This window comes from Arthrospira sp. PCC 9901 (assembly GCF_059013425.1).
Genome location: NZ_CP102296.1, coordinates 3,908,525 through 3,932,730, shown reverse-complemented (window position 1 = coordinate 3,932,730; position 24,206 = coordinate 3,908,525). Strand labels below are relative to the sequence as shown.

29 protein-coding genes are annotated in these 24,206 nt (G+C 44.3%); 17 read left to right on the top strand and 12 right to left on the bottom strand.

What is annotated here, in order from left to right; genetic code table 11:
- Positions 1 to 25: 25 nt before the first annotated feature.
- The 3 genes from NLZ44_RS17465 to NLZ44_RS17455 form a co-directional block, all read right to left on the bottom strand.
- Positions 26 to 547, bottom strand: a complete 522-nt coding sequence (locus tag NLZ44_RS17465; RefSeq protein WP_006618367.1) for a LabA-like NYN domain-containing protein — start codon at positions 545 to 547, stop codon at positions 26 to 28.
- Positions 548 to 1,218: 671 nt separating this feature from the next.
- Positions 1,219 to 1,869: a response regulator transcription factor gene (locus NLZ44_RS17460; protein ID WP_493750594.1), complete on the bottom strand. Its 651-nt coding sequence runs from the start codon at positions 1,867 to 1,869 to the stop codon at positions 1,219 to 1,221.
- Positions 1,870 to 2,034: 165 nt separating this feature from the next.
- The gene (locus NLZ44_RS17455; protein ID WP_493750593.1) at positions 2,035 to 2,487 is read right to left on the bottom strand and encodes a (2Fe-2S) ferredoxin domain-containing protein; all 453 of its coding nucleotides are present in this window, start codon (positions 2,485 to 2,487) and stop codon (positions 2,035 to 2,037) included.
- Between the two features lie 329 nt (positions 2,488 to 2,816).
- Between NLZ44_RS17455 and groES the strand changes: the two genes are divergently transcribed.
- The 11 genes from groES to NLZ44_RS17400 all read left to right on the top strand — a co-directional run bounded on the left by groES (position 2,817) and on the right by NLZ44_RS17400 (position 12,806).
- Positions 2,817 to 3,128 (top strand): co-chaperone GroES, encoded by a 312-nt coding sequence (groES, locus tag NLZ44_RS17450; protein ID WP_006618364.1) that lies wholly within the window; start codon positions 2,817 to 2,819, stop codon positions 3,126 to 3,128.
- A gap of 110 nt (positions 3,129 to 3,238) precedes the next feature.
- Positions 3,239 to 4,876 (top strand): chaperonin GroEL, encoded by a 1,638-nt coding sequence (gene groL, locus NLZ44_RS17445; RefSeq protein WP_006622402.1) that lies wholly within the window; start codon positions 3,239 to 3,241, stop codon positions 4,874 to 4,876.
- Between the two features lie 338 nt (positions 4,877 to 5,214).
- Positions 5,215 to 6,243, top strand: coding sequence for a chlorophyll a/b binding light-harvesting protein (locus NLZ44_RS17440; protein ID WP_111890900.1), 1,029 nt, complete (start codon positions 5,215 to 5,217; stop codon positions 6,241 to 6,243).
- A 132-nt stretch (positions 6,244 to 6,375) separates the two neighbouring features.
- A complete protein-coding gene (locus NLZ44_RS17435; protein WP_164468737.1) occupies positions 6,376 to 6,543 on the top strand; it encodes a hypothetical protein in 168 nt (55 codons plus the stop codon).
- A 37-nt stretch (positions 6,544 to 6,580) separates the two neighbouring features.
- Positions 6,581 to 7,330: an alpha/beta fold hydrolase gene (locus NLZ44_RS17430; RefSeq protein WP_493750592.1), complete on the top strand. Its 750-nt coding sequence runs from the start codon at positions 6,581 to 6,583 to the stop codon at positions 7,328 to 7,330.
- A gap of 102 nt (positions 7,331 to 7,432) precedes the next feature.
- Positions 7,433 to 7,732, top strand: coding sequence for a hypothetical protein (locus NLZ44_RS17425; protein WP_493750591.1), 300 nt, complete (start codon positions 7,433 to 7,435; stop codon positions 7,730 to 7,732).
- A 282-nt stretch (positions 7,733 to 8,014) separates the two neighbouring features.
- On the top strand, positions 8,015 to 10,579 hold the full coding sequence (locus NLZ44_RS17420) for an exonuclease domain-containing protein (protein ID WP_493750590.1): 2,565 nt from the start codon (positions 8,015 to 8,017) through the stop codon (positions 10,577 to 10,579).
- On the top strand, positions 10,567 to 10,710 hold the full coding sequence (locus tag NLZ44_RS17415) for a hypothetical protein (protein ID WP_190490184.1): 144 nt from the start codon (positions 10,567 to 10,569) through the stop codon (positions 10,708 to 10,710). The genes NLZ44_RS17420 and NLZ44_RS17415 overlap by 13 nt, the downstream gene beginning before the upstream one ends.
- Positions 10,691 to 11,848, top strand: coding sequence for a magnesium chelatase ATPase subunit I (gene bchI / locus NLZ44_RS17410; RefSeq protein ID WP_006670057.1), 1,158 nt, complete (start codon positions 10,691 to 10,693; stop codon positions 11,846 to 11,848). The genes NLZ44_RS17415 and bchI overlap by 20 nt, the downstream gene beginning before the upstream one ends.
- Positions 11,849 to 11,893: 45 nt before the next feature.
- A complete protein-coding gene (ruvC, locus tag NLZ44_RS17405; RefSeq protein WP_493753027.1) occupies positions 11,894 to 12,412 on the top strand; it encodes a crossover junction endodeoxyribonuclease RuvC in 519 nt (172 codons plus the stop codon).
- Positions 12,413 to 12,422: 10 nt separating this feature from the next.
- Positions 12,423 to 12,806, top strand: coding sequence for a hypothetical protein (locus NLZ44_RS17400; protein ID WP_006622410.1), 384 nt, complete (start codon positions 12,423 to 12,425; stop codon positions 12,804 to 12,806).
- A gap of 53 nt (positions 12,807 to 12,859) precedes the next feature.
- Here the strand turns inward: NLZ44_RS17400 and NLZ44_RS17395 are convergent, their stop codons facing one another.
- Positions 12,860 to 13,060, bottom strand: coding sequence for a hypothetical protein (locus tag NLZ44_RS17395; RefSeq protein ID WP_006622411.1), 201 nt, complete (start codon positions 13,058 to 13,060; stop codon positions 12,860 to 12,862).
- A gap of 46 nt (positions 13,061 to 13,106) precedes the next feature.
- Positions 13,107 to 13,670, bottom strand: coding sequence for a peptide deformylase (gene def / locus NLZ44_RS17390; RefSeq protein ID WP_008056475.1), 564 nt, complete (start codon positions 13,668 to 13,670; stop codon positions 13,107 to 13,109).
- On the opposite strand from def, the gene NLZ44_RS17385 reads away from it, so the two are divergent.
- Together NLZ44_RS17385 and NLZ44_RS17380 are read left to right on the top strand one after the other, a co-directional pair.
- Positions 13,669 to 13,845: a hypothetical protein gene (locus NLZ44_RS17385; protein ID WP_493750589.1), complete on the top strand. Its 177-nt coding sequence runs from the start codon at positions 13,669 to 13,671 to the stop codon at positions 13,843 to 13,845. The two genes, def and NLZ44_RS17385, sit on opposite strands and share 2 nt — an antisense overlap.
- A 430-nt stretch (positions 13,846 to 14,275) precedes the next feature.
- Positions 14,276 to 14,602 carry a hypothetical protein gene (locus tag NLZ44_RS17380; protein ID WP_006622414.1) on the top strand — a complete coding sequence of 109 codons (327 nt, stop codon included), beginning with the start codon at positions 14,276 to 14,278 and terminating at the stop codon, positions 14,600 to 14,602.
- On the opposite strand, the gene NLZ44_RS17375 is transcribed toward NLZ44_RS17380, so the two are convergent.
- Complete coding sequence (locus NLZ44_RS17375) at positions 14,603 to 15,040, bottom strand: hypothetical protein (RefSeq protein WP_493750588.1); 438 nt, start codon at positions 15,038 to 15,040, stop codon at positions 14,603 to 14,605.
- Positions 15,041 to 15,242: 202 nt separating this feature from the next.
- Between NLZ44_RS17375 and NLZ44_RS17370 the strand changes: the two genes are divergently transcribed.
- From NLZ44_RS17370 to NLZ44_RS17360, 3 genes are all read left to right on the top strand, one after another.
- The gene (locus tag NLZ44_RS17370; RefSeq protein ID WP_493750587.1) at positions 15,243 to 15,866 is read left to right on the top strand and encodes an esterase/lipase family protein; all 624 of its coding nucleotides are present in this window, start codon (positions 15,243 to 15,245) and stop codon (positions 15,864 to 15,866) included.
- A gap of 6 nt (positions 15,867 to 15,872) precedes the next feature.
- Entirely contained in the window at positions 15,873 to 16,670 is a 798-nt protein-coding gene (locus tag NLZ44_RS17365) for a TIGR00297 family protein (RefSeq protein WP_111892730.1), read from the top strand.
- Positions 16,671 to 16,793: 123 nt separating this feature from the next.
- Entirely contained in the window at positions 16,794 to 17,558 is a 765-nt protein-coding gene (locus NLZ44_RS17360) for a peptidylprolyl isomerase (protein WP_493750586.1), read from the top strand.
- 1 nt (position 17,559) lies between these two features.
- Here the strand turns inward: NLZ44_RS17360 and NLZ44_RS17355 are convergent, their stop codons facing one another.
- The 6 genes from NLZ44_RS17355 to NLZ44_RS17330 all read right to left on the bottom strand — a co-directional run bounded on the left by NLZ44_RS17355 (position 17,560) and on the right by NLZ44_RS17330 (position 23,395).
- Positions 17,560 to 19,218 (bottom strand): alpha/beta hydrolase, encoded by a 1,659-nt coding sequence (locus tag NLZ44_RS17355; RefSeq protein ID WP_493750585.1) that lies wholly within the window; start codon positions 19,216 to 19,218, stop codon positions 17,560 to 17,562.
- Between the two features lie 365 nt (positions 19,219 to 19,583).
- Entirely contained in the window at positions 19,584 to 19,934 is a 351-nt protein-coding gene (psb28, locus tag NLZ44_RS17350; protein ID WP_006622421.1) for a photosystem II reaction center protein Psb28, read from the bottom strand.
- Between the two features lie 80 nt (positions 19,935 to 20,014).
- Complete coding sequence (locus NLZ44_RS17345; protein WP_493750584.1) at positions 20,015 to 21,304, bottom strand: hypothetical protein; 1,290 nt, start codon at positions 21,302 to 21,304, stop codon at positions 20,015 to 20,017.
- A 31-nt stretch (positions 21,305 to 21,335) separates the two neighbouring features.
- Positions 21,336 to 21,764 carry an NUDIX hydrolase gene (locus tag NLZ44_RS17340; RefSeq protein ID WP_493750583.1) on the bottom strand — a complete coding sequence of 143 codons (429 nt, stop codon included), beginning with the start codon at positions 21,762 to 21,764 and terminating at the stop codon, positions 21,336 to 21,338.
- A gap of 33 nt (positions 21,765 to 21,797) precedes the next feature.
- Positions 21,798 to 22,256, bottom strand: a complete 459-nt coding sequence (locus NLZ44_RS17335) for a DUF3531 family protein (protein ID WP_493753026.1) — start codon at positions 22,254 to 22,256, stop codon at positions 21,798 to 21,800.
- Positions 22,257 to 22,396: 140 nt separating this feature from the next.
- Positions 22,397 to 23,395, bottom strand: a complete 999-nt coding sequence (locus NLZ44_RS17330; protein ID WP_493750582.1) for a Sll0314/Alr1548 family TPR repeat-containing protein — start codon at positions 23,393 to 23,395, stop codon at positions 22,397 to 22,399.
- Between the two features lie 138 nt (positions 23,396 to 23,533).
- On the opposite strand from NLZ44_RS17330, the gene NLZ44_RS17325 reads away from it, so the two are divergent.
- Positions 23,534 to 24,202: an ABC transporter ATP-binding protein gene (locus NLZ44_RS17325; protein WP_317264391.1), complete on the top strand. Its 669-nt coding sequence runs from the start codon at positions 23,534 to 23,536 to the stop codon at positions 24,200 to 24,202.
- The last annotated feature ends 4 nt before the right edge of the window (positions 24,203 to 24,206 follow it).

Here is a 24,206-nt window from a genome sequence, read left to right as displayed (position 1 = left end):
ATCCTCCCATAGTCAACAGTTTAACTTAATAGTCGATTTTCTCAATCTGGTCTCGGATGTCGTTAAGATCTATATAGCGATCGGTAGCGTTGCGTAGTTCCCTCGCAATCATTCCTTCTGTGGAAACCACCGTGATATGAGTATTTTTAGAACGTAGCAACTCAATAGCTCGCTCAAAATCACCATCTCCGCTAAACAACACTACGCGATCGTATTGATCTACCGTATTAAACATATCGACCACAATTTCAATGTCCAGATTTGCCTTTTGAGAATACCTACCTGAACTATCATCATAGTATTCTTTTAAGATTTTGGTGCGGACTGTATATCCTAGGCTAATCAAGGCATCCCGAAACCCCCTTTGGTCTTGAGGGTCTTTGAGTCCCGTGTACCAGAAAGCATTAATAAAAATCAGATCGGCTTGTTCATGTTTAAAATAGTCCAAAACCCTTCGGGGATCAAAAAACCAGCCGTTTTTTTGTTGAGCGTAGAACATATTGTTACCGTCCACAAAAATAGATAGACGGTTTCTCAAGTTAGGCATACAAACTAAAGACCTAATATTTGTAGTAAAGAATTTAAACTAGATACTTTATCTTAGCACGTGAATACTCACTAAGTTTAACCCGAATCTCTGACAAGATTGATATTTCATATCAGAGCCGATAATCAAACCTATGCCTGGGTTTTACTATCCTCCAATAGGCTAACAAAACCCTAATTTTAGAGTGATCAGAACCATAGAAAAATATCATATTTATTGTTCAATATCCTAATTGCACGATAGTTTCACCTTTGATTATATTAGCTGCAATTGAAATCACTGCTAGCTGATTTTACCCTCCTTTCAATGGCGTTTATGATCTTCAGGAGTTTAGTTAAAGCCAGGCCAACAGCGAGCCACAGTAGTATCTTACTGCTAAAGTTAGTCAGCGAGCCATCAAGGTCTAAGATATAGCCAGTCCGACCGAGTGATTTCTGTGGTAGGTAATAATGCCATACTGGACTGATGACTCGACACCACAAACGCCACTAACTGACGAAATACCTAACTGGTACATTCGTAGCATGGGCGGCGCTTTGGCTGAAACTGACTAATAGTAGTGTTTTCTGGTCTCAATTTAAAATATAGAAGTCCGATTATGACTCTCATAATAGTATACAGTGTTGTGCGATCAACTTGCGCCAGCGATCGCCCCACTAAGCAGAAAACCCCTAAATTTCTTGACTCTCCAAAGCCCAGCGAGCTAGTTCGGTGCGGTTATGAAGTCCAGTTTTACCTAACATATTACTGATATGGCTTTCAATAGTCCGCTGGCTGACTTCCATAATTTTGGAGATTTCCCGGTTTCCCTTCCCCTTGGCTACCAACTCAACCACCCTTAACTCAGTTGGGGTCAACTCCACCCCCTCGCGAACTCTAATTTTTTGCGAGGTTTCGATTACGGATTTACGATATCGGGTTAGACGTTCAGTTTGTCGCAGAGATGACTCTATCTGAGCCATTAGTTCTTCTGGTTCAAAAGGCTTGACCATATACACATCAGCCCCGGTATTCAGGCCTTTAACCCGGTCTTCGCTTTGTCCTTTCGCAGATAGGAAAATTACCGGAATCCAACCAAATTGGGAATTATCCCGGATTAGCTTGACTAGGGTATAGCCATCCATCTCCGGCATCATAATGTCACAAATTATTAATTCTGGCACTTCCTCTTCCAGTTTTTCCAGGGCTTTTTGACCATTTTCGGCAATGGTGACTTGATATCCTCGCAATTCCAGATAATCGCTGACCAAAATCACGAGGTTAGGATCATCGTCTACTAGCATAAGTCGCCTTGGTTCCGGTGCGACAGTATTTTCGTTCATCTGACTGTTCCGTTGGAGATCTGATCTGATTGGGGTACTGTTAACAATTTCGTAAAAGTTACTAGGTGCAGCAGTTGATAGGTGTTTTTGTCTATCATATCCGAAAATTAAACGACTATAGTTAGAATGGGACTCCTGACCCGATAATCATGATCAAGTTGATGCTCAACTTTGATTTTCTAATTCCGATAAACTTAATGGGTGGGTGAGAAAGGCGTACTCCTCTACAACAGTAGACCCGATTAGGTGTTCTTGAATAATCCGTTCAATTACTTCGGGAGTGGCGGATCTGTACCAAACACCATCTGGATATACTACTAAAATTGGCCCTTGACAACACACCCGCAAACAATTGGCTTTGGTTCTAAATATACAACCGGGATGGTCGGCTGTGGGACGGTCTAGGTTTAGTTCTTTGAGCCGATTTTTGAGATAATTCCAGGATTCGATACTGGCTGGCTTCGAGCAGCATTTGGGGTTGGTTTGGTCAGCGCATAGGAATATGTGACGTTGAATTTGCGATAAACCTAGGTTCTTAACTGTGGCTGCTAGAGACCCTCCCTCGCAATACTGGGGGTTGTTAGTTTCCGGTTCTGGGTTTTGGGGATGTTCAATCATAGAGTTACGGATAATATGCTTGGATCATAATACCTGACGATACTCAATCATCCATTATACGGAAGACACGGGAAACATTGGTAAGTTCGCACTCACCCATAGTTTTTGGCTATTTTCACTTTTCACTACCGGATCGGTTCGGGAACCCGTACAGTTGATGCTGTTGCGATCGCCTTACTCGATTAGGTAAATTAGCACTCAGAGGTTGAGAGTGCTAAAAACATCAGATGGACATCCGACCGAGATGGGCAAACTTGAGACAGTTTCCCTAAGTGGGGTCTAAATGCTGTTAACTCTCAGCACAGTGTTTGAAAATAGGAGGTAATTGAATGGCTGCTGTCTCTCTTAGTGTTTCTACGGTTAAACCCCTTGGCGAGCGTGTGTTCGTTAAGGTCAGTGCTTCAGAAGAAAAAACTGCAGGCGGAATTCTGCTGCCGGACACCGCTAAAGAAAAACCCCAGGTTGGCGAAATCGTAGCCGCTGGACCGGGACGACGCAATGATGATGGCTCCCGCTGCGAAATGGAAGTCAAAGTCGGGGACAAAGTTCTGTATTCCAAATACGCCGGAACTGACATCAAACTCGGCGGCGATGAATACGTCCTGTTGGCTGAAAAAGACATCCTGGCGATCGTCAACTAAACCGATAACTAATCATTATCCCACATTTTGACTCTTCTGTGGGTCGCTAGCGTGTCAAAACTGATTGACAGTCCTTTGTAGTATCCGAATAGCAACTGAAATAGGAACCTATGGCAAAACGTATTATATACAACGAAAATGCTCGTCGCGCCCTCGAACGTGGTATGGACATCTTGGCTGAGTCCGTAGCCGTTACTCTCGGACCCAAAGGCCGTAACGTAGTCCTAGAAAAGAAATTTGGCGCACCCCAAATCGTTAACGACGGGGTGACGATCGCCAAAGAAATCGAACTCGAAGATAACATTGAGAATACTGGTGTAGCCCTGATTCGTCAAGCGGCTTCTAAAACCAATGATGCGGCGGGAGATGGAACCACCACTGCAACAGTTCTAGCTCATGCCATGGTTAAAGAAGGACTGCGGAACGTAGCAGCCGGAGCTAACCCCATTGAACTGAAACGGGGAATTGATAAGGCGACAGCTTTCTTGGTAGACAGAATTGCTGAACACGCTCGCCCTGTGGAAGATTCTAAAGCGATCGCTCAAGTTGGTACCATCTCTGCTGGTAACGACGAAGAAGTTGGTCAGATGATCGCTGAAGCCATGGACAAAGTGGGTAAAGAGGGTGTGATTTCCCTCGAAGAAGGTAAGTCCATGACTACTGAACTGGAAATCACCGAAGGTATGCGCTTTGATAAGGGCTATATCTCCCCTTACTTCGCTACCGATACCGAGCGCATGGAAGCTATCCTCGATGAGCCTTATATCCTGCTCACCGATAAGAAAATTACCTTGGTTCAGGATTTAGTTCCGGTTCTCGAACAAGTAGCGCGCGCTAGTCGTCCTCTGTTAATTATTGCTGAGGATATCGAAAAAGAAGCTCTGGCTACCCTGGTGGTTAACCGCCTGCGGGGTGTGCTGAATGTGGCTGCTGTTAAGGCTCCTGGTTTTGGCGATCGCCGCAAAGCCATGTTAGAAGATATTGCAGTTCTCACCGGTGGTCAAGTCATCACTGAGGATGCTGGTCTGAAACTGGAAAGCACCAAGATTGATATGCTTGGTAAAGCTCGCCGCATCACCATCACCAAAGACAACACCACCATTGTCGCTGAAGGTAACGAAGCTGGTGTTAAAGCTCGTTGTGAGCAGCTACGCCGTCAAATGGAAGAAACCGAGTCTTCCTATGACAAAGAGAAACTACAAGAGCGTCTGGCTAAATTGGCTGGTGGCGTAGCAGTTATCAAAGTTGGTGCTGCTACTGAAACCGAAATGAAGGATCGCAAACTGCGCCTGGAAGATGCCATCAACGCCACCAAAGCTGCTGTTGAGGAAGGAATTGTTCCCGGCGGTGGTACAACTCTCGCTCACTTGGCTCCCCAGGTCGAAGAGTGGGCAAGTAGCAATCAATTGACTGGTGAGGCTCTCACTGGTGCTATGATTGTCGCTCGCGCTCTGTTGTCTCCCCTGAAACGGATCGCTGAAAATGCCGGCGAAAATGGCGCTGTGGTTGCTGAACGGGTGAAAGAAAAATCCTTTGATGTGGGCTACAATGCAGCTAATGGCGAATATGTCAATATGTTCGAGGCTGGTATTGTTGACCCCGCTAAAGTGACTCGTTCTGCTCTCCAAAATGCCGCTTCTATCGCTGGCATGGTGTTAACTACCGAGTGTATCGTCGCTGACAAACCAGAACCCAAAGACAACGCCGCTCCCGCAGGCGCTGGCATGGGTGGCGACTTCGACTACTAAGATTTAAGTTAGGATATCGGTTAAGGTTTCGGGCCGCCTTGGGGTTGGCCCCCCTTAATCAAAAACCAGGGACTCCGATACTATCGGGGTCTTTTTTTGTCTCTGGCTACTTTAATTGATAATTAATACTTTTAGTTATTCACTATATTATTGATTATTGATAATAAATTTAAGCCAATATCTAAGGTTATTTGGCTAAAAGTCCTGATATATATGGCTTATAGCTATTCGTAACAAAACTTAACTTGCATTTTATTAAAAGTTATTTACAATAAGGCTTAACAGCTTATTGAGATACTTATGCAATAAGCTGGGAAGATGTATAACGTTGTAGCACTATGCAGACTTACGAAAATCCAACCGTAAAATATGACTGGTGGGCGGGTAATGCGCGCTTTGCTAACCTGTCTGGGCTATTTATTGCCGCCCACGTTGCTCAATCAGCCTTAATTGCATTTTGGGCTGGAGCCTTTACCCTGTTTGAGGTTTCCTGGTTCGACCCCACCCTACCCATGGGAGAACAAGGGCTAATTCTGCTACCTCACCTAGCCACCCTGGGATTAGGTGTCGGGGATGGTGGACAAGTGGTAGATACTTACCCTTTCTTTGTGGTGGGAGCCGTTCATTTAATCTCCTCAGCGGTATTAGGTGCGGGAGCCCTATTTCACACCTTCAAAGCACCCGAAGATTTAAAAACCGCCCAGGGTCAAGCCAAGAAATTTCATTTTGATTGGGAAGACCCAAAACAGTTGGGCTTAATTTTAGGGCATCACTTACTGTTTTTAGGTATGGGAGCCTTATTGCTAGTCGCCAAAGCTATGTATTTTGGCGGACTGTATGATGCAGCCACTCAAACGGTCCGTCTGGTAACAGAACCTACCCTTAACCCCGCAACTATCTATGGCTATCAAACCCATTTTGCCACTATCGATAATCTTGAAGATTTGGTTGGGGGTCATATTTATGTAGGGGTGATGCTCATCGCTGGCGGTGTTTGGCATATCTTAGTTCCCCCCCTCAAATGGGCGAAAAAAGTCCTGATTTTTTCAGGAGAAGCTATCCTGTCTTATTCCTTGGGTGGCATTGCTTTAGCGGGTTTTGTGGCGGCTTATTTCTGCGCGGTCAATACTTTGGCTTATCCTGTGGAGTTCTACGGTCCGCCTCTGGATATTAAACTCGGAATTGCGCCTTACTTTGCAGATACAACAGTCCTACCAATGGGCGCTCATACCCCCCGCTGTTGGTTAGCTAATGCTCATTTCTTCTTAGCATTCTTCTTCCTCCAAGGACATCTTTGGCACGCTCTGAGAGCCTTGGGATTTGATTTTCGTCGGGTTGAACGAGCTTTAAACTCTATCGAAGTTTAAGTCTGAGCAAGTCCCCCTAGACGGGTGGGTGGGTCAATTTCATCTCTGGATATCTATTGACTCATCCACTACTCGATTAGAGATGATTTCCCCCCCTGGTATCATATCCTTTCGCCAATGGAAATAGGTTAAATGAATTGTCCTTGTTGTTCGGGAGAATTACTGCTACATTGTAGCCATCATGGCTTGTATTGGCAATGCCAAAATTGTCGCCTGACTTTGCCAGCTTCCGAAACTCTTGACCGACTCTTATTTGAGGCTAGTTATTCGGAAAAACACTCCCCGACCTGCCCTCATTAATCGATACAATTCCCGGAAATATCATTAGGAGAAATTCATGGCTGTCTTACATGATGCAGTGTGGTTAAATGTCAGTCCTGCTTTCCAAGAGTTTAACCAACCCTGCTTAAATTTTTTGTCTCAATCTGCTTATCTTAGCCAATATAAGTATTATCTTAATCTGGATGAACCGCTGTCATTTAATACGCCGTTAATTTGGCTTAATAACTATCTCAAAAATTGTGATTATCCTGTGCATTTAATTGGACATGGTATGAGTGGATTGTTGGGGTTATTATATGCTCGTCAACATCCAGAAATGGTGCGATCGCTTACTTTAATTTCTGTGGGGTTTTATCCGTCTGTTGATTGGCAGGCTCATTATTATGTACAACGACAACTTCTCAATTGTAGTCAACAAAAACTGTTAACTCAAACAGTTTATAACCTCTTTGGTTGTCAATGTCCTCCCATTACTAAAAAATTGATTGGTATTTTGAAAGAGGATATGATTAGTTCCCTGTCTCCCCATACTTTATATAAACGGGTGAGTTTTTCTCCTGGTGGTGTCCCGGTTCCTTTACTGGTATGTAGAGGCGAACATGATGTGGTTATTGACCAGAATTTATGGCAGGGGTGGTCAAGGTTTTTTAAACCATGCGATCGCCTTTGGCAATGTCCAGATAGTCGCTATTTTTGCCATTATTTTTACCCCCAAAAAGTCGGTGAGATTATTGTTAATTTTTGGGATAATCTCCTGAAATCTTCAGATGTTATCTGCCCCGCCGATTCTCTGATTTATGACTGAATAACATAATCGACTAATTTTCCGTAGAATGCCTTAACTGATTACAGTTATAGGAAAGATTGTGCTGACAAAATTCACCTCAATTTTACCCAGGAGATAATCATGGCTGAACCCGCATTAACACCAATTAACTATTTGCCCATTAATCCCATATTTCCATTGTTTATATCCATGACATTGATGGGATTTATTTACTCGTGTATTATCGCTATAAAAGATGGATTAAAAAATGTCAAAAAACTCCATGATATTCCCTGTAGTCGCTGCGCTTTTTTTACGGGAGACTATCGCTTAAAATGTACCGTTCATCCCTGTAAAGCCTTATCAGAAGAAGCAATTAATTGTAGAGATTTTGAATTAAACACCCGTCCGGCGCGGAACCGACCACCTTTAGAAAAATAACATACCAGCATAGTCGGGTGTTGAGGATTTTTGGCGATCGCCCCTGACTTGACTCTAACTCTAGGGAAATGGGCATTGAGCCTCAATTCCCTTTTTTGCTGTCATAACGCCAGCTTGGGGAATTTTTGAGGAAATCTTAAAACTGTGGTATCCTCCCGAATTATTAAGGATTGTAAATTTTGAGTGCTGACAATGCCAGTGAAGGCATATAATTAACCCTTGGCGAAAAATCAGAGACCGGGAGAAATAGGTTAAACCAAAATCTAATGATCCATACTTTACATGACCAGGGATAACTACCACCTCAATACAAGTTCGTTTATTGTATTAGATACGGAAGGAAAAAACAGCTTAACCGAAGTGGCGCTGGTGGATAATCAGGGAGCAATTTGCTATCAAGCATTTGTTGCCAAAAACCATCCAGAACCGACATTTAGGCTGAACATTGCCACACTGCTAGATATAGTTAAACAAGTCGATAATCTGTGCCATAATCAAGTAATAATCTGCCATCATGCTGAACATGATCAAAGGATATTAGAGCGCAGTTTTGAACAAGTAGCAATTCCCTATCCTAATTATCAATTTATCTGTACCTGTAAGTTAGCCAAACAGCAGTTACCAAACCTTCCCGACTATAGATTAAGTTATTTATGTAAAACGTTAGACCTGCGATTAAATGGCGATCGCTTTGATGATCGCTATGCTCACCGTGCTAGTTATGATGCACAATTTACCTACCAACTTTATCGTTATTTAAATCCATTAAAATCACCCAAAATGTCTGAAAATATTGCCCAACTATACCAGAATACCCCTAATCCTTTCAGCAGTATCCGAGTTAATACACCCTTTGAATATCACCCGGACTATGCTGATATTTACAGCCATCAATTTGACACCCTGAAAGCCGTAATTCATGAAATAAAAGAATCCCCCAACCATCAAAGCCAAGGAGCCATAGTTTTGGGAGAACCGGGTTCTGGTAAAACCCATTTAATGATGCGACTGGCTCAAGAAGTCCTGAAGACAAACCGCCTATTTTTTATCCGCCACCCGACTAATGCTGAGGCGGTGAACTACCATACATATACGAGAATCCTAGAATCATTTTCCGAAAAAATTCCCCAGAAGAAGCTGACGCAACTCGAACAGTTTTTTGCGAAAAGTTTTGTCAATATCCTGAGCCAAACTGACTGGGTAAATAGCGAAAAAGGTAGACTAATGATCGCTAAACTACAGGATGATAACCTCTCGCTATATGAACGGGTAGGACAACCGGGAACAGACCGCTATCGCAAAAATTGGGATGCGATAGAAAAGAAAATTTTAGGGTGGTGGCGGGCTAAATATGGACTCTCCACGGACTACAGTTCCCAAGTCTTAATAGGGATTATACGGTTCTGTCGGTATACGGAAATTAGCCGAAAAAACCTGGTGCGCTATTGGTTATCTGGGAATGGAGATGCTGACTTCTCGGAAGAATTAAACCAGGTGGGATTAAAACCCTGGGGGGAAGATTTTAACCGGGAAGAATTTGCCCTAGAAGCTATCAAAACCCTAGGTCAACTGTCCCTATTAGATGAACCGCTGATTTTAATTTTTGACCAACTAGAGTCCCTATTTGAAGCACGTCACCAATCAACCTTAGAAAGTTTCGGTTCGACGGTGAAGGAAATTTTAACCCACGTTCCGAATAGCTTAATTATTCTGAATTTGTTTCCTGACCGTTGGGAGCGTTTTCAAGAACAATTTGATGGTTCAGTGATAGACCGTGTTTCTCAGTCTGTGGTGACATTGGCAAGACCATCTAAAGCACAACTGCATCAATTACTCAAAACTCTCTGTCAACTGAAAATTGAAACTAATTCCCCCCACGCTACGGTTGATATTGAAGTGCTGTTTACGAAAAAGGAACTCACAGAAATTGTCAATCAACCCTCAATTCGCGCAGTTATCAAACGTGCTTCTGACTACTTCCGCCATAAGGTGCAGGGTGTTCCCCTACCGCCAATTATTGCACCCCGGAAGGCTATCACAGTGGAGGCGGTGCAGTTTAAACAGCAATTACAAGGACTTTATCAAGCGGTACAAGAGGTGATTAAAACGTTCGATAATCTGACTCTATCTCCCCCGGAACAGCAACTACCGGAAACGGAGGAACTGGAATTAGATTTCGGGGATTTGCCTGAAGAAGAAGAGACAGAGGAAAAGGCGACGGAAGGGCGACCTATAGAGCCAGAAATTGCCATAAAAGCTGATGCGGAATCGGAAAAATTGGTCGATTTGCAATTAGATGAATATTGGCAGAACCTGTTAAACCAATGGGAAAAGGACTATGATAAACCTCGGGTTATTAGTGATACGGATGATGTGGGTAAACTAATGGCGATTGTTTCGGCATTTAATAACCGATATCCGCTGAAGGTTGAACAACTGTCATTTGGACAGCGAAAAATACCAGAGCATTTGTGTATTAAAACAGGTCAACAAACTTATGTGCTGGCATTTTTGCATGGTTCAGGGAGTGCGTTTACTGGGAGAATTAAAAATTTTAATCGATTGGCTCTTGCTCATAAAAAAATGCGGTTTCGGTTAATGCGGGATGCTGTGGAACCGCCGATAAGGGGAGATGTTGGTCTGCGAGAAATTCAGATACTTGATGCGGTTAACCATGGGGAATATGTGATTATGGATAGGAGCGATCGCATTTGTTTTGAGTGTATATATCAAGCGATTATTGATTGGGAAAATCGCGAGTTTGCTGTAGGGATAACTCTGGAAGATATAGTTGATTTTTTGTCGATGAAACTGCCAGATTATTGGTTGATTAAGTGCCTGAGTTAATGGTAGAATGGGGGAAGCGATCGCCCCACTTCCTGAAAAAATGGTCGGACCAGTGGCGCGGCGGGGGGTGGGTATCAATGACAAACAGCAAGGGGTCTGAATTAGCACGCTATGCGATCGCCCCAATATGAGACAATAGAAAACGGTATACCGGAAACTAGAGAAACAATTGTGAGTCCAACAGCCGTCACAACTGATACAGCCAAAATATCCCAAACCAGCCGTCGCGCCGTTTTTCCCTTTACGGCGATCGTTGGTCAAGAAGAAATGAAATTAGCCCTGCTGCTGAACGTGATTGACCCCAAGATCGGCGGCGTAATGATTATGGGCGATCGAGGTACAGGTAAATCGACCACCATTCGCGCCCTAGCTGACCTGCTACCAGAAATAGAGGTCATAGCCGACGACCCCTTTAACAGTCACCCCAGCGATCCTGAACTGATGAGTGATGGGGTCCGAGAACGCATGAGTTTATCGGAAGCCATCCCGGTGACCCGTCGCAAGGTACAAATGATCGACCTACCCCTAGGGGCGACAGAAGATCGGGTTTGTGGAACCATTGACATTGAAAAAGCCTTGGCTGAAGGGGTAAAAGCCTTTGAACCGGGACTATTAGCCAAAGCCAATAGGGGTATCCTCTACGTTGACGAGGTAAACCTTCTCGACGATCACCTAGTCGATGTCCTACTAGACTCCGCCGCCAGTGGTTGGAATACGGTGGAAAGAGAAGGCATTTCTATCCGCCACCCGGCGCGTTTTGTCCTGGTGGGTTCAGGAAACCCAGAAGAAGGGGAATTGCGACCCCAATTATTAGACCGTTTTGGAATGCACGCAGAAATTCGCACGGTGAAAGAACCTAGTCTGCGAGTCAAAATTGTGGAACAGCGGACAGCCTTTGACCAAAACCCGCCGGAGTTCTTAGGAGAGTATCAACTATCCCAGGAAGAACTACAACGGCGCATAGTAGAAGCCCAAGAGAGACTATCGGGGATTAATATTGATTATGATCTGCGGGTGAAAATCTCTCAGGTCTGCTCAGAATTAGATGTAGATGGACTGCGGGGAGATATTGTCACTAACAGGGCGGCGAAGGCTTTAGCTGCGTTTGAAGGGGCTACAGAGGTCACTGTTGACCATATTGGTCGGGTGATTACTTTGTGTCTGCGCCACCGACTGCGGAAAGATCCATTGGAGTCTATTGATTCTGGAAACAAAGTCCAGAAGGTGTTTCGCCAAGTGTTTGGATTACCCGAACCGGATCAAAATTAGTGAACAACATCACAGGCAACTTTGCCTGTGTTACCGTATCGGGTTATGGTGGTTCGGATTATGGGGTTGGACCCCGGTCTAGCAACTTTGGGGTTTGGGATTATTGAATGTCACACTTGCGAAGCAGCTAGGGGAGGGTCTTTGTTCTCGGTGATGGACTTTGGGGCGATTCAAACTGAGGCTAATCAACCCCTGGGCGATCGCCTACAAACTATTTATGCTGACCTCCATACCCTACTCGAACAATGGCAACCGGATCTTGTCGGTGTCGAAAAATTGTTTTTTTACCGCATGGGAAATACGATCACAGTCGCTCAAGCTAGGGGGGTTTTGCTGTTGGTTTTGGCTCAACGACACCTTCCTATATTTGAGTTTACCCCGGCTCAGATTAAACAGGCATTAACCGGATATGGTAATGCTAAAAAATATCAGGTGCAAGAGGCAGTAGCCAGGGAGTTAAACTTACAGGCGATACCTAAGCCGGATGATGCGGCGGATGCTTTGGCGATCGCTTTGGCGACTTGGTTTGATCATGATCGGGTTTCCGATTCAATTTTAAGCTGATTGATAATCTATGTCTAATCTCATTCTGACTTCTCAAGAAATTGCTCAATTTCGTTCCCAATTGGCTGAATATTCCTCGGCATTACAAGCCTTAGATATGATTGAAGACTGCGAGGGTGATATCGAAGATGCCGCGATTTCTATGGCGATTAATGTCGGTCAATCTCCCACTACATCGGAAAATTGGCTTGATGGTTTAGCCAAGCGCCACCGAGTTACTATCTGTGAACCTAGCTATCAAGAGGATTTATTACAGTCTAATATAGCCCCGATAGTCGCTCATTTAATTTACCAAAATCAATGCCCGCCACTACTGGTCACTCCCGTGGTTATTTATGTGTTAAAAACTGGGGTTGAACAATTTTGTGAGCCTTTAAAATACAAAAAAATTTAACTGATAAATACTGACCGTAGAGCCTTAACCCTACGGTCTTTGGGCGTGTTGGTCTACTGATTGGCGCGGGCATCTTGAACCGCTGCCCAAAATAGTAGCACTGATAGGGGTATACTCAAGGCTAGAATCACCCCTGTGATTAATCCCCCTAATTCCGGTTCCCCAGAGGAAAGTTCAAAAATTGAACCAACGGCGGCGATCGCTGTAATACACGATCCGGCTAATAATAAACCACTTTTTGGCGTTCCAACCATGATCAGTTTTGACCCCACATTATTTAACTTGTTGAGTGTAATCGTGCTATTTAACCGGCTTGACTGCTTTCGGAGAAAACTTATATTTAGCCAATTCCTCATTCAGGGCTAATTGATTGTCAACGCGATCGACAAATAACACCCCCTGTAGGTGATCGATTTCATGTTGAATGGCTCGACAAAGTAACTCCGTAGCCAATATGCTCCGAGGACGGCCGTTTTCATCCTTAAAGGCAACTTCTACCTCTTCTGGGCGGACTACATCCATATAAACCCCTGGAATACTTAAACATCCTTCCTGGAAAGGTGATAGCTGGCGGCTTGACTTTTTGATGGTGGGGTTAATCAACACTAGGGGGGGAGTCGCTGCATTATCAGGTTCGCAGTCAATCACGATTACCTGTTTGTGTACCCCTACTTGGGGAGCGGCTAAACCAATACCATCGGCACTATACATGGTTTGTAACATCTCCCGCACCAGTTGCCGAATTTCATCGTCAATGCGCGAAACCCGTTTGGCTGGCTGTCGCAAAACGCGATCGCCCAAATAGTGAATATCTAGGGGGGGTTTTTCTAACTTTTGCTTTTCCACCAGAACTTGAGAAGTCATGAAATCCTTACTCGCTTTCGTTAACACTTATTCATATTTGATTTTAGATCGCAATCGGGGTTTGGAGGAGCGATCGCTACATATTGCCTATCAGTATCCTGGCCAATATTCCCACCCAACCCAAATAATCCCATACAAGCGTCGCCGAAAAATTGACCAGGATTCCCAAAACTAACCAATAATTAAATTTTTACTAAGTTTTCCCGTATTTAGGCCAAATCGGTTTACGTTTGAGTATTTTATGGCCATAATTGACTCTGGATAAAAAAATCCACCAGCTTGCGGCTGATGGATAACTCACCTATTCGTAGCATCTCAATTATTAATGTATCAGTTCCCAACCATCTTGACATCACCTGACCGGGTGATATTCGGTAACTAGATATCCTCAAAACAGGGGGGATATTCTTGATCCACCATTTGCTAGGGGGTTTCACAGTGTACCTCCTCCTGTTTTTAGCCTCGTGGGTGAACTTTCACAGCTTGACCTAGAGAGTAGACAATTCAGATTCTGGCTGGAGTCCCCATTGACTGCATCTCTGTAATTCTCCATCCTAGGTAATAAGCTAAAAATCTTCCTCAACTCATTCTCAGGAGATTAAGACATGGCATCTCTCACCTATTTTGCTCACCTAAGACAAAAAAGCGATCTAATCAACAGCCCCACCTGTGCATACCCCAACAACCCATCACCCGTTGAACATAAGCAGCAAAACTCCCTTAACTACGTCCCTAGTAGCCAAGAACTTAAACGGTTTATTGGTTGTAAAGCTGGCGAGGTGATCAAGCAGATGAGGGTTTGGGGTTATCACCAAGTTACCCTCAACATTCCCAAAAACTTGATATCAGTTAAGACAGACCAAGGTTCGATCAATTTCCAGCTTTTGTCCTATGACACGATTATTGCTAATGTCAATTGCGATCGATACTAATTATTTCGAGGACATCTGACGCGCCATATCCCTAAACATATTCATGTTGGGACCGGGACGACGACGGGTCGCTGTGGACTTGGGAAGTAAGTAGTCTGTAGCAAATGTCATCCCCTCCGGGGTTTTGTTCATACCACCATTTAGAGGCGCAGACGATGGGGCTACCTTAGCCACAGCGGCCGGGGCTGGGGTAGCAGGTGCATTGACTTTGGCGGATTCTGGGGATTTCTTCGCTACAGATTTCTTCGTTTTTTCTGGCTTTTCAGCTTTGGGGGCTTCAGCTTTGGGGGCTTCAGCTTTGGGGGCTTCTACTTTGGGGGCTTCAGCTTTGGGGGCGATCGCTTGACTCGGTTCTGCTGTGGTTCCCTTAGCCTCATCAAACTCTAAAAAATAATCAGATTTTTGACCACGCCCAAACAGTTTACCAATGGCTAACATTAAACCTACTCCGTTCAGTTTTTATAAAATTGACACTCATTGCCTAACAAGTTAAATTTCAGATTAAAATTATCTGCAAGGTTTGTCCACAATTGTTTACAAAATTTTACAAAAATCCCATCAAGTGAGGGTAATTTGTGACAATAAGAGGCAAAATTGAGATAATTGTTTACACTTATTCACAAATTCTCATAATTTCCACATGAAGAACAATCAAGCCCTTAATCCGGTTTTACTGATTCATGGTATTTTCGACACGATCGCCATTTTCCAAGTGATGTCTAGGCATCTGAGACAAAAAGGCTGGGAGGTTCATAGCTTCAACCTGTGTCCCAATTACGGATTAAGTGGCATAGAATGCCTAGCAGAGCAAATTGTCGAATATGCTGCTCAAAACTTTGCCCCCAATCAACCCTTTGACCTGGTAGGTTTTAGTATGGGGGGAATTGTCAGTCGCTACTATGTACAGAAGCTAGGGGGAATTGAACGAGTCCAAAGATTAATTACCATTTCGTCCCCCCATAACGGAACGATGACAGCTAACTTCTATCCAACCCAAGCGGCGGCGCAAATGCGCGCCAACAGCCCCCTACTGTTAGATTTGAATAACAATATAGGAATGCTTGATCGCCTCAATTTTACCTCAATCTGGACTAGATTTGATCTGATGATTGTTCCGGCGAACAGTTCACACCTAAATTTGGGGGAGGAAATTATCCTTGATGTGCCACTACACGCTTGGATGGTTAAAGATCCCAATTGTATCGCAGCAGTGGAGAAGGCTTTGAGAACTGCTCTAAAATTCCAACAAGGCAAAGTTATTTAAAATCTTATGTATCCACAGCTATCATTATTATCGAATCCAGCGGTAGCAGCGATCGCTATTAATACCCTACTATTGGGAATTGTCGCCCTACTACCCAAAAAACTCTTAACCCCCTCTGGTATTGTACACGCTTGGATTTTAGGCGTGTTAGTCTGGGTAAGTCTCCAAGGACCCGGATATATGGTGGTGGGGTTTTATTTCGTGATCGGATCAGCAGTGACCCGCATTGGGATGGCTGAAAAAGAGGCGGCGGGTATAGCCGAAAAGCGATCGGGTGCTAGGGGACCGGAAAATGTCTGGGGATCTGCCTTAACTGCGGCGCTTTGTGCTTTGGGAATTTTGGGGTTAAGGGGGCTGATGGTTGATAGTCCTATAACTGCGATCGCCACACCTTTACTGATGTTGGGATATGTTGCCAGTTTCAGCACTAAACTCTCTGATACCTGTGCCTCAGAGGTCGGTAAAGCCTATGGAAAACGAACTTTCTTAATTACTACCATGCAGCCGGTGCCGCGCGGTACAGAGGGCGCTATCAGCCTAGAAGGAACTGTGGCTGGTGTCGTAGCATCCCTAGCCATGGCTATGGTGGGCTGGTCAGTGGGTTTAATTGATGCCATGGGGCTGTTATGGTGTATAATAGCAGCGTTTGTCGCTACTAACCTAGAAAGCCTGATCGGAGCCACTTGGCAAAATCAGGTGGGGTGGCTCACCAATGAAGTCGTCAATTTTATCAATACCCTAATCGGGGCGATCGTTGCTATCGTGTTAGCAGTTGTCTATTTTCAACTCCCGATTCACTTTTAAACCCCCAGATTTTTACCAGTATTAGCATACCAAAATCCCAGATAATTGCTATATTAGGGGTAGACCTCATCTGGGGTGTATACTCCAGTTAGATTAACAACCACGTTCAAATTACTTTTACCTATGTCTCAACCATTTTTGACCATTAATGATAACGACTCTCTTACCCTGAGTCAATCATTACAATATCTCCAAAATTCCGGCAAGTTGCAGGATTTTCTGGCTAATATTCTCAGGCAATATGTAATTGATAAAGAACTGCAATCTCGGGATGAAATCAACTCCAATGCAGCCGCCATTGAGCAAGCCGTGATTAATTTCCGCCTGGAACGTAATCTCAGCGACCCCCAAGCCTTCCAAACTTGGCTCGATGAAAACCGCTTGACCTATAAAAGTTTTCATGACCAGGTTTCTAATGGGTTTAAACGAGAAACTCTCAAACTCGCAGTAGTTAAAGAGAATTTGGAGGAATATTTCCAAGAACGCAAACCGTTTTTAGATTCCGTAGTCCTGTCACGAATTGTGGTTGATGACTATGAAATGGCTGAAAGTTTAAAAAGCAAAATTGCCTCGGGAGAAGGCAGTTTTGAAGCCCTAGCGCGGGAATATTCTATCACCACAGAACGCCGGGTTAATGGCATGATGGGAGCCGTAAGTAAAGCCACATTACCAGATGCGTTAAAATCTACCATTGAAGGGGCTAAGGTGGGTCAAATTATCGGACCTTTTGAAGTCGAAGGGCGCTGGTGTTTGTTCAGAATTGAAGAATTTATCGACGTGACTCTGGAAACCAAAGGCATTAAAAAACAGTTGCAGGATGAATTGTTCGATCGCTGGATGAATGAACAACTCAAAACCCTGACTGTGAAAATGCAAATTGGTGATTAATTTAGGGCTGTGGGAAAGCCCTTTGCAGTTGTTCAGGAGTCAACTCCTCCAAAATGGTCATCTGAAACAGGCTGGAACCGATAGTATTTAGATAAGTGTCATTTAAGTAATTGCGGTTATCTAGCTCTCGGCGGATATGTAGGTTAAAAAACGTCAGGCTGAGTGCTTTTAAATAGGGATAAGCGAAGTTGGGGTCAGGACCAATAATTTCTGGGGGGATGGGTAATTGTCCCCCCTCTTCTTGTAAAAAGGAGAAGTGAGTCCCTCCCTCAAATAACACTAGGATGTTGTCAGAGTTGGTTAACCAGGTGAAAGGCTCAATTTGTTCTGCAATGGCTGGGGTAATATAATCATTGGTTCCTGATACGATCGCCACTGGGATATTAATAGCAGCCATTCCCCTTTCACCAAAAACTAAGCTGCTAAAGGGATTAATAGCGATCGCTGCTTTAATTCTAGGGTCCCGAAAGTTCTGACGTTCTAAAGCCACTTCCAAAGCTCGACATTGGAGGATAATTGATAAATTGAGGGTAATGCGCCGATTGGGAAGATCAGGACAATACTGGCTCAGTATCTGGGGGTTCAATTTCGCTCCCGCTAAGGCTAACACCGTATACCCCCCAAAAGATTGACCAACTACGCCAACATTTTGCAAATCTAGCCTTTCTCGCCAAAATGGGTCAGAAGCTGATTTTTGTTCCAGTAAGTCTAGTAAATAACTAATATCTGTGGGGCGCGCGGCAAATTCTGAAGGGTTAGGAGGTTCCTCGAAACCTTGTAAAAATCCTTCAAAACGATTAGCACTGGTGGCGATATGTTCGGGAATGGCTACCGCAAAACCATGGGAGGCGAGATGTTCGGCTAAATAGCTAAAGGTTTTTGGGTCTGACCCTAACCCGTGGGAAATAATAATTAGGGGGGCGGGTCTGTCTATATTTTCCGGTAAGTATAAAAACAGTGGCGAAGGGCGATCGCGATTAGGATTGAAAAATACTACCTCTGCTTCTCTCCAGCTATAGGGTCCCAGATCGCGGGGGTTAGGAATGGTGAATCTTTGTTGCGGTCTCCGGTTAGCACTATTTTCCGCCGACCTCTGCTGTGAGATTTGCTCGATAATTGTCTGATCTCTAAATAACACCTGAGTTGTTTCGTTGATCAAATCGATACTAAAATCTAAATCAATGCGAATTTGAGGGTCAGGGAACTCCTGGAGAATACCCATAATCGTTAGACCTTCTGGACGTTTAGAGGCTTGAGCGATCGCTGTTTTTAGAGCCATATAACCATTTTCGCCGCCTCCAGTATTCACCACTCTACCCATGCGCCGCAAAATGGTTTCTCCTGTTGGCGAATTTAAAAACCGATCTATACTCCAAGGACTCGCTTCCAAAGGGGATTTTAAACCTCTTCTTAATCCTTCCGGGTCTTCGATATTCAGTAAATAACCATACACAAATAAAAGCGGTGTACTCTCCCCAGACTCGACAAATTTTTCCAGTTCAGCTATGGAAATTGAGGTGTTTGCTATACCATAGGATATGATCATCTCCTCCGCGCTGTGAGCGGGGCTTACTGATGCGATCGCACTCAAAATTACAGACGATAAACCCACCCCAAATATTTGCCATACAGACGAAAACCATTTACCAGCCACAGCCATAAATTCCAATTAATCCATAATCTAATAACTTTCGCTAATATATCAACCCGAATCGATTTAAATTTTAAAGTATTGTTAAGAATTGATACATTTTTATTGATAATGCCTCGCAAATAGTTGACGAGATTATGGGGGTTGTGGTATCCTCCAATAAATCGTTACCAAGGGCTTATTGTGTCCTTATCCCAAAATAAAGGCTACAACCCTGATTCTATCATAATCCAGAATATTATCTCAGCAAAATTTAAAATTCCCGATGCACGAGTTTTCCGAGAAAATCGCAGCGCCATTTCCCCCCTATTGACAAAAACCCAATTTTGTGATATGCAAGCCCCGTCCTCGGAAAGGGCGGGGAGTATCAAGAATCAATTGGCACTATACTCAAAGCCATGGTCATCAGCGTAGCGATGCAAAAATCTCATCACCCGCCCAAAAATATCCTCAGAATCAACCTCAAAAGTACATTCTGCTTTCGAGAGTTCATCATCTCCCACATAGAAGAACTTAACACCTGTGGGACTTACGCGGATTTCTCCTTCTTCATCCCGGAGCCATAAATGGCTAATTTGTTTGCGATAAGCCCTGAGTTTTTCGATCGCCTTGAGTTGTTTAAAGACTAAAACGACAATCTTGGTGTTGCTGTCTCGGCGTTTGCGGAGGCTAACCCCACCCAGTTCCTCGTCAAGTCCATCGATAAACTGGATAGATGTAGACACAACCTATTGCTCCATAGAGTTTAGCCAAAGTTTAACTCGGAATTAAGTAGAAACACTCAAAACCTCATAAAACTTAACTTCTAGGGGTTAGAGAAACTGTTGATTCTACCACCGCCAATCACGCGACCGGGAGTGCTGCGAGGAGAAGTAAAGGGAGCCTGTTGCTGGATCACTTGATTTTGATTATTTGGGTTTAAATTGGTGGGACCGACCACATAGTTATTGGGATTGGGGGTGGCGGGCTGAAAGTTGGGAAAACCACCAGAATTGTCCGTCTGAGGCTGATTACGCCCAAAAGGATTAGTTCCGGTGTAGTTATATTGTCCGTGGGGGTTAGCGCGGTTGGGAGGTAGCACGGGTGCTGGTGGTAAACCACCTGGCTGGGTTCCAGATAATGGCTGAGGTAGGGAACGGTTAGTTTGATATGGGTTGGGGGCTACATCAACAGTGGCTGCATTAGTTCCATCAATGGGGGCTACGGTTCTGGGAACCACCCAACTGGCTTCGGGAATTTGAACTGGGGGTGCGTATGCGGGTAGAGGAATACCAGAGGCGGTGTTATTATCCCCATTTGTCGATGATGGGGTAGCCACCTGACTATTGCTGCTTCCAGTGACTATCAGAGGGTTGAACATCCCTTGAGTTTGGGTTTGGGTTTCGCCTTCGGATTCACTTGTTGATGATGAGAAAGACTGACCCATCGCCGCCTGTAGTGGGGTGGGTGCTAAGGGGGAGTTAGTTAGGGTTTCTTGATTGTCCTCCTGGTTAGCTGGGGTTCCCCACCCTAATAAACCAAAGGATGCAGGTCTATTATTTTGGGTATTTTGGGCATTTTGCAGAGCCTGGCTGGTAGCATTGAAGGGACTGGTGGCTGTGGTTTCGGGGAATGGTTCAGGTAGGGTGGTTGTTGCTTCACTCGATCGCAAATTTCGGGAACTCTGGGTTTGGGTATTTTGATCGGACCGAGAGTTACGGCGGCGAACTTCCTCGAATACGTCTTCTCCGCCTTGGATGGGATTGTGAAATAGGTTAAAATCCTCCTGGTTGTTTCGGCGTAACTCTTCGAGTAGTAAGCCTGAACTGTCAATTTCGGCGGCGATCGCCAATTCTTCCGGAGATAGTCCGCTTTCGGAGGTTTCCGATTCCCAGTCAATCCGATAGAGTTCGGGATTTTCTGAAACTTCCCATACAAATATACTCACTAGGGAAATCACACCAATGGGTCCCCACACCCTCGGCTGGGCGATCGCCTTCAGTTTGGCAATAATCGGGTTAACTTGTTTTTCAACATCATGGTTGTGGTCGTGATGTTGATGTTGATGTTGATGTTGATGTTGATGTTGATGTTGATGGTGTTGTTGATGTGACATGATTGATCACCGATTGAGTATAAGGACAGGACTATCCCAGGAATTTGATAAAGCCTTCAGGAACAAGTTGAGCTTCTCCTGACTTAAATCTCTCCACGGGAACCCAGAGGGCTAATTTTTGGCGATCGCCTTCCTTAAATGGGATTTGTTCCTGTTGGTAAAATTGGCGATCAGCAAATTTACATCGATACAGTTGGATAATTTCATGTCCCTGACTACCATTATAAACGAAAATGCTTTCCAGGCAATCTAGGTATTCTATATCAGTAATTTCCGCGTTGAGTTCTTCGAGAAATTCTCGTCGGAGTGCATCTCGACTATGTTCGCCAAAATCTACACCTCCTCCTAAAGCACGATAAAAGGTTATTTGTTTTTCTTGGTCGTATCCCTGAGACACCAAAAGGCGATCGTTATCCTCAATTAATCCTAATGCAATTACCCTAATTTTCGGTTTAGACATGATTCTGAGTTAATTAGATTTTATCGGCAGCATTCAGGAGATACCATCGTCAGCAAAATCAGGATCATGGCGATTCGTTGAGACCGGCCAATCTTGATTTTCTCCGCCAATAATTAACTCTTCTATGGTGACATAATCTTCGCTGAGTTGTTCCAAAGAATTAATCAAAACATCCAAAGCCAAAGCATCACTGGTTCCCAAATCAAACCAACAACGCGCCCACAATCCCTCATATTCTACTTCCCCCATATTGTGCATGAGTGCCATCATAGCATCATGATTTCTGTCATTCTCATAGGTCATATAATTGAGGTCAACCCCCACTTCTTGTGCCTGCAATTTTTCCGCATTAAATCCCCCCAATTTTCCCAACAAAAACCAGGAATTAAACACCTCTTCAAGATACTGTCTTTCTACCATGGAAGGAATGGTGCTAAACCTTAACCAAATCCAGATATCAAATTGATTAAACTCTCGAAACTTTACATCCATGAGACCAGATGAAACCTCTCTATTTTTGGTCATGATTAAGGCATATTCCCCCCCAATCTGCCATGATATTACCTGAAATAACCGCGACTTATGGGGAACGACAGATAGATTTAGGGGGGGGTTAGGGGGGGGTTAGGCTGTTATAAAGGCGGTAACTGAGTAGGTCCCCATGAGCCATTAGTATCTCTGATGGTATTGCGTAGGGGATGACAAGGGCGGTCTAAGCTGTCAATATTATTAAGGGTTTTGCACTGCTCATAAAAAATCTGAGCGACAGTCAGCTTAGGAAGTTGATCAGGTTGTGATAATGCTACACTAAAGCTCTGGTAAGCAGCATCCAATAGCTGAGGGTTATTTTTCTGCCTACCGAGAGAGGCGAGAATCTGAGCCTTGAGATAGAACAATTCTGGATGAAAAGGCACTTCTTCTAAGGCTTGATTAACGACAGTTAAAGCCCGGTCTAATTGGTCAAGATCTCGATAGGCGATCGCAATTCCCCAAAGGGCGAGATAACGAGGACCTGCGTAACGTTCCAGGCGCTCTACAGCAGCCATGGGGTCAGAAAAAGGCAAATTTAAACCGAGAAATAAATCCATATATCCCTTGAGCAAATTTAGCTCTGGGTCTTGAGGATCAATTTGTTCGGCGGCATTCATCAATCGTAGCACAGTTTGCAGCTTATTTAAAGCCTGGGGAGCCCCCTTAATAGTTCCTTGAGTTTGGACAATATAAGCACCCTGTAAAAAATGACCCACCGCCATATAGAGATTTCCCCGTAGAGGGTCAGAAACCATAAGAGATTGAGCAGTTTGCAGAGTTCGGTCGGCGTAGCGTTTCATAGCATCCCAGTCTTGAGCCTGATAAGCTAGAGAGGCTTGGAGAGCAAAAACCATTGGTTCGTTAGTACCAAGCTGTTCAGCCTGTTTGAGGTACTTTTGCGCCTCAACATAGTGTCCTCGCTCAAACATAGCCCGAAAGGCGGCTTCGGTTTGTTCACCCATAACCCTAGGATTATTAGTGCGGAAGGGGTCAGCCGCAGTAGCAGTTAAAGATAACAGAGCGATCGCAATAGGGGTAATACCAAACAGGGTGATAGTTTTGGGGTGAATGGATTTTATAAGATTTGATAAGCTAATCATAGGGATCTTTCCTTGAAAATGCTAATGGGCTGGAGTTTTGCCAAAATTCAGCCCCTAGGGGAATCGAGTCATGCTATCATCTGCACCTAGTTTGTGCCAGGATGGATAGGGTTTGAGTAACATTGAGAATTGCTCTCTATGCTGTATATCAGAAATTTGCTTTATCATCCGGCCGCCTGCAATGCTCCCATTCTGAATAATATTAATTTAGAACTGCCTCCGCAACAGTTAGGCTTGATTGTGGGTAGTAGCGGTTCTGGTAAAAGTACATTACTAGAAATTTTAGCGGGTCTGGCTCAAAAAACCAAAGGAGATATTCGCTGGCGTGAACAGGAGTTAACTTCTGAACAACTACCACAACTGGCGGGTTTAGTGTTTCAGTTTCCGGAGCGACATTTCTGCGGTGGTTCGATTTTGGAAGAGTTGCGACTGGGACACCCAGAAATCAAACTCGATATGATGCAAAATGCTTTGGGGGAAGTGGGGTTAGAGAGTCTATCTTTAGAAAAGGCTCCCCATTCCCTCAGTGGCGGACAGCAGCGACGGTTAGCCCTAGCGGTACAATTAATCAGACAACCTCATTTATTGATGTTAGATGAGCCGACAGCGGGTTTAGATTGGTCAATGCGGCGGCAGTTGGTGGCTTTGCTGGACAAGTTAAAATCTCACTGGACTTTATTGGTTGTTACCCATGATGCGGGGGATCTGTTGGAAATTGCAGATTGTTGTTGGCGACTTGATCATGGCAATTTGCAACCTGCTGATCCGCAGACTTTGCTGAAAAATGTTGATCCGGCTGTGGTGTAACGAT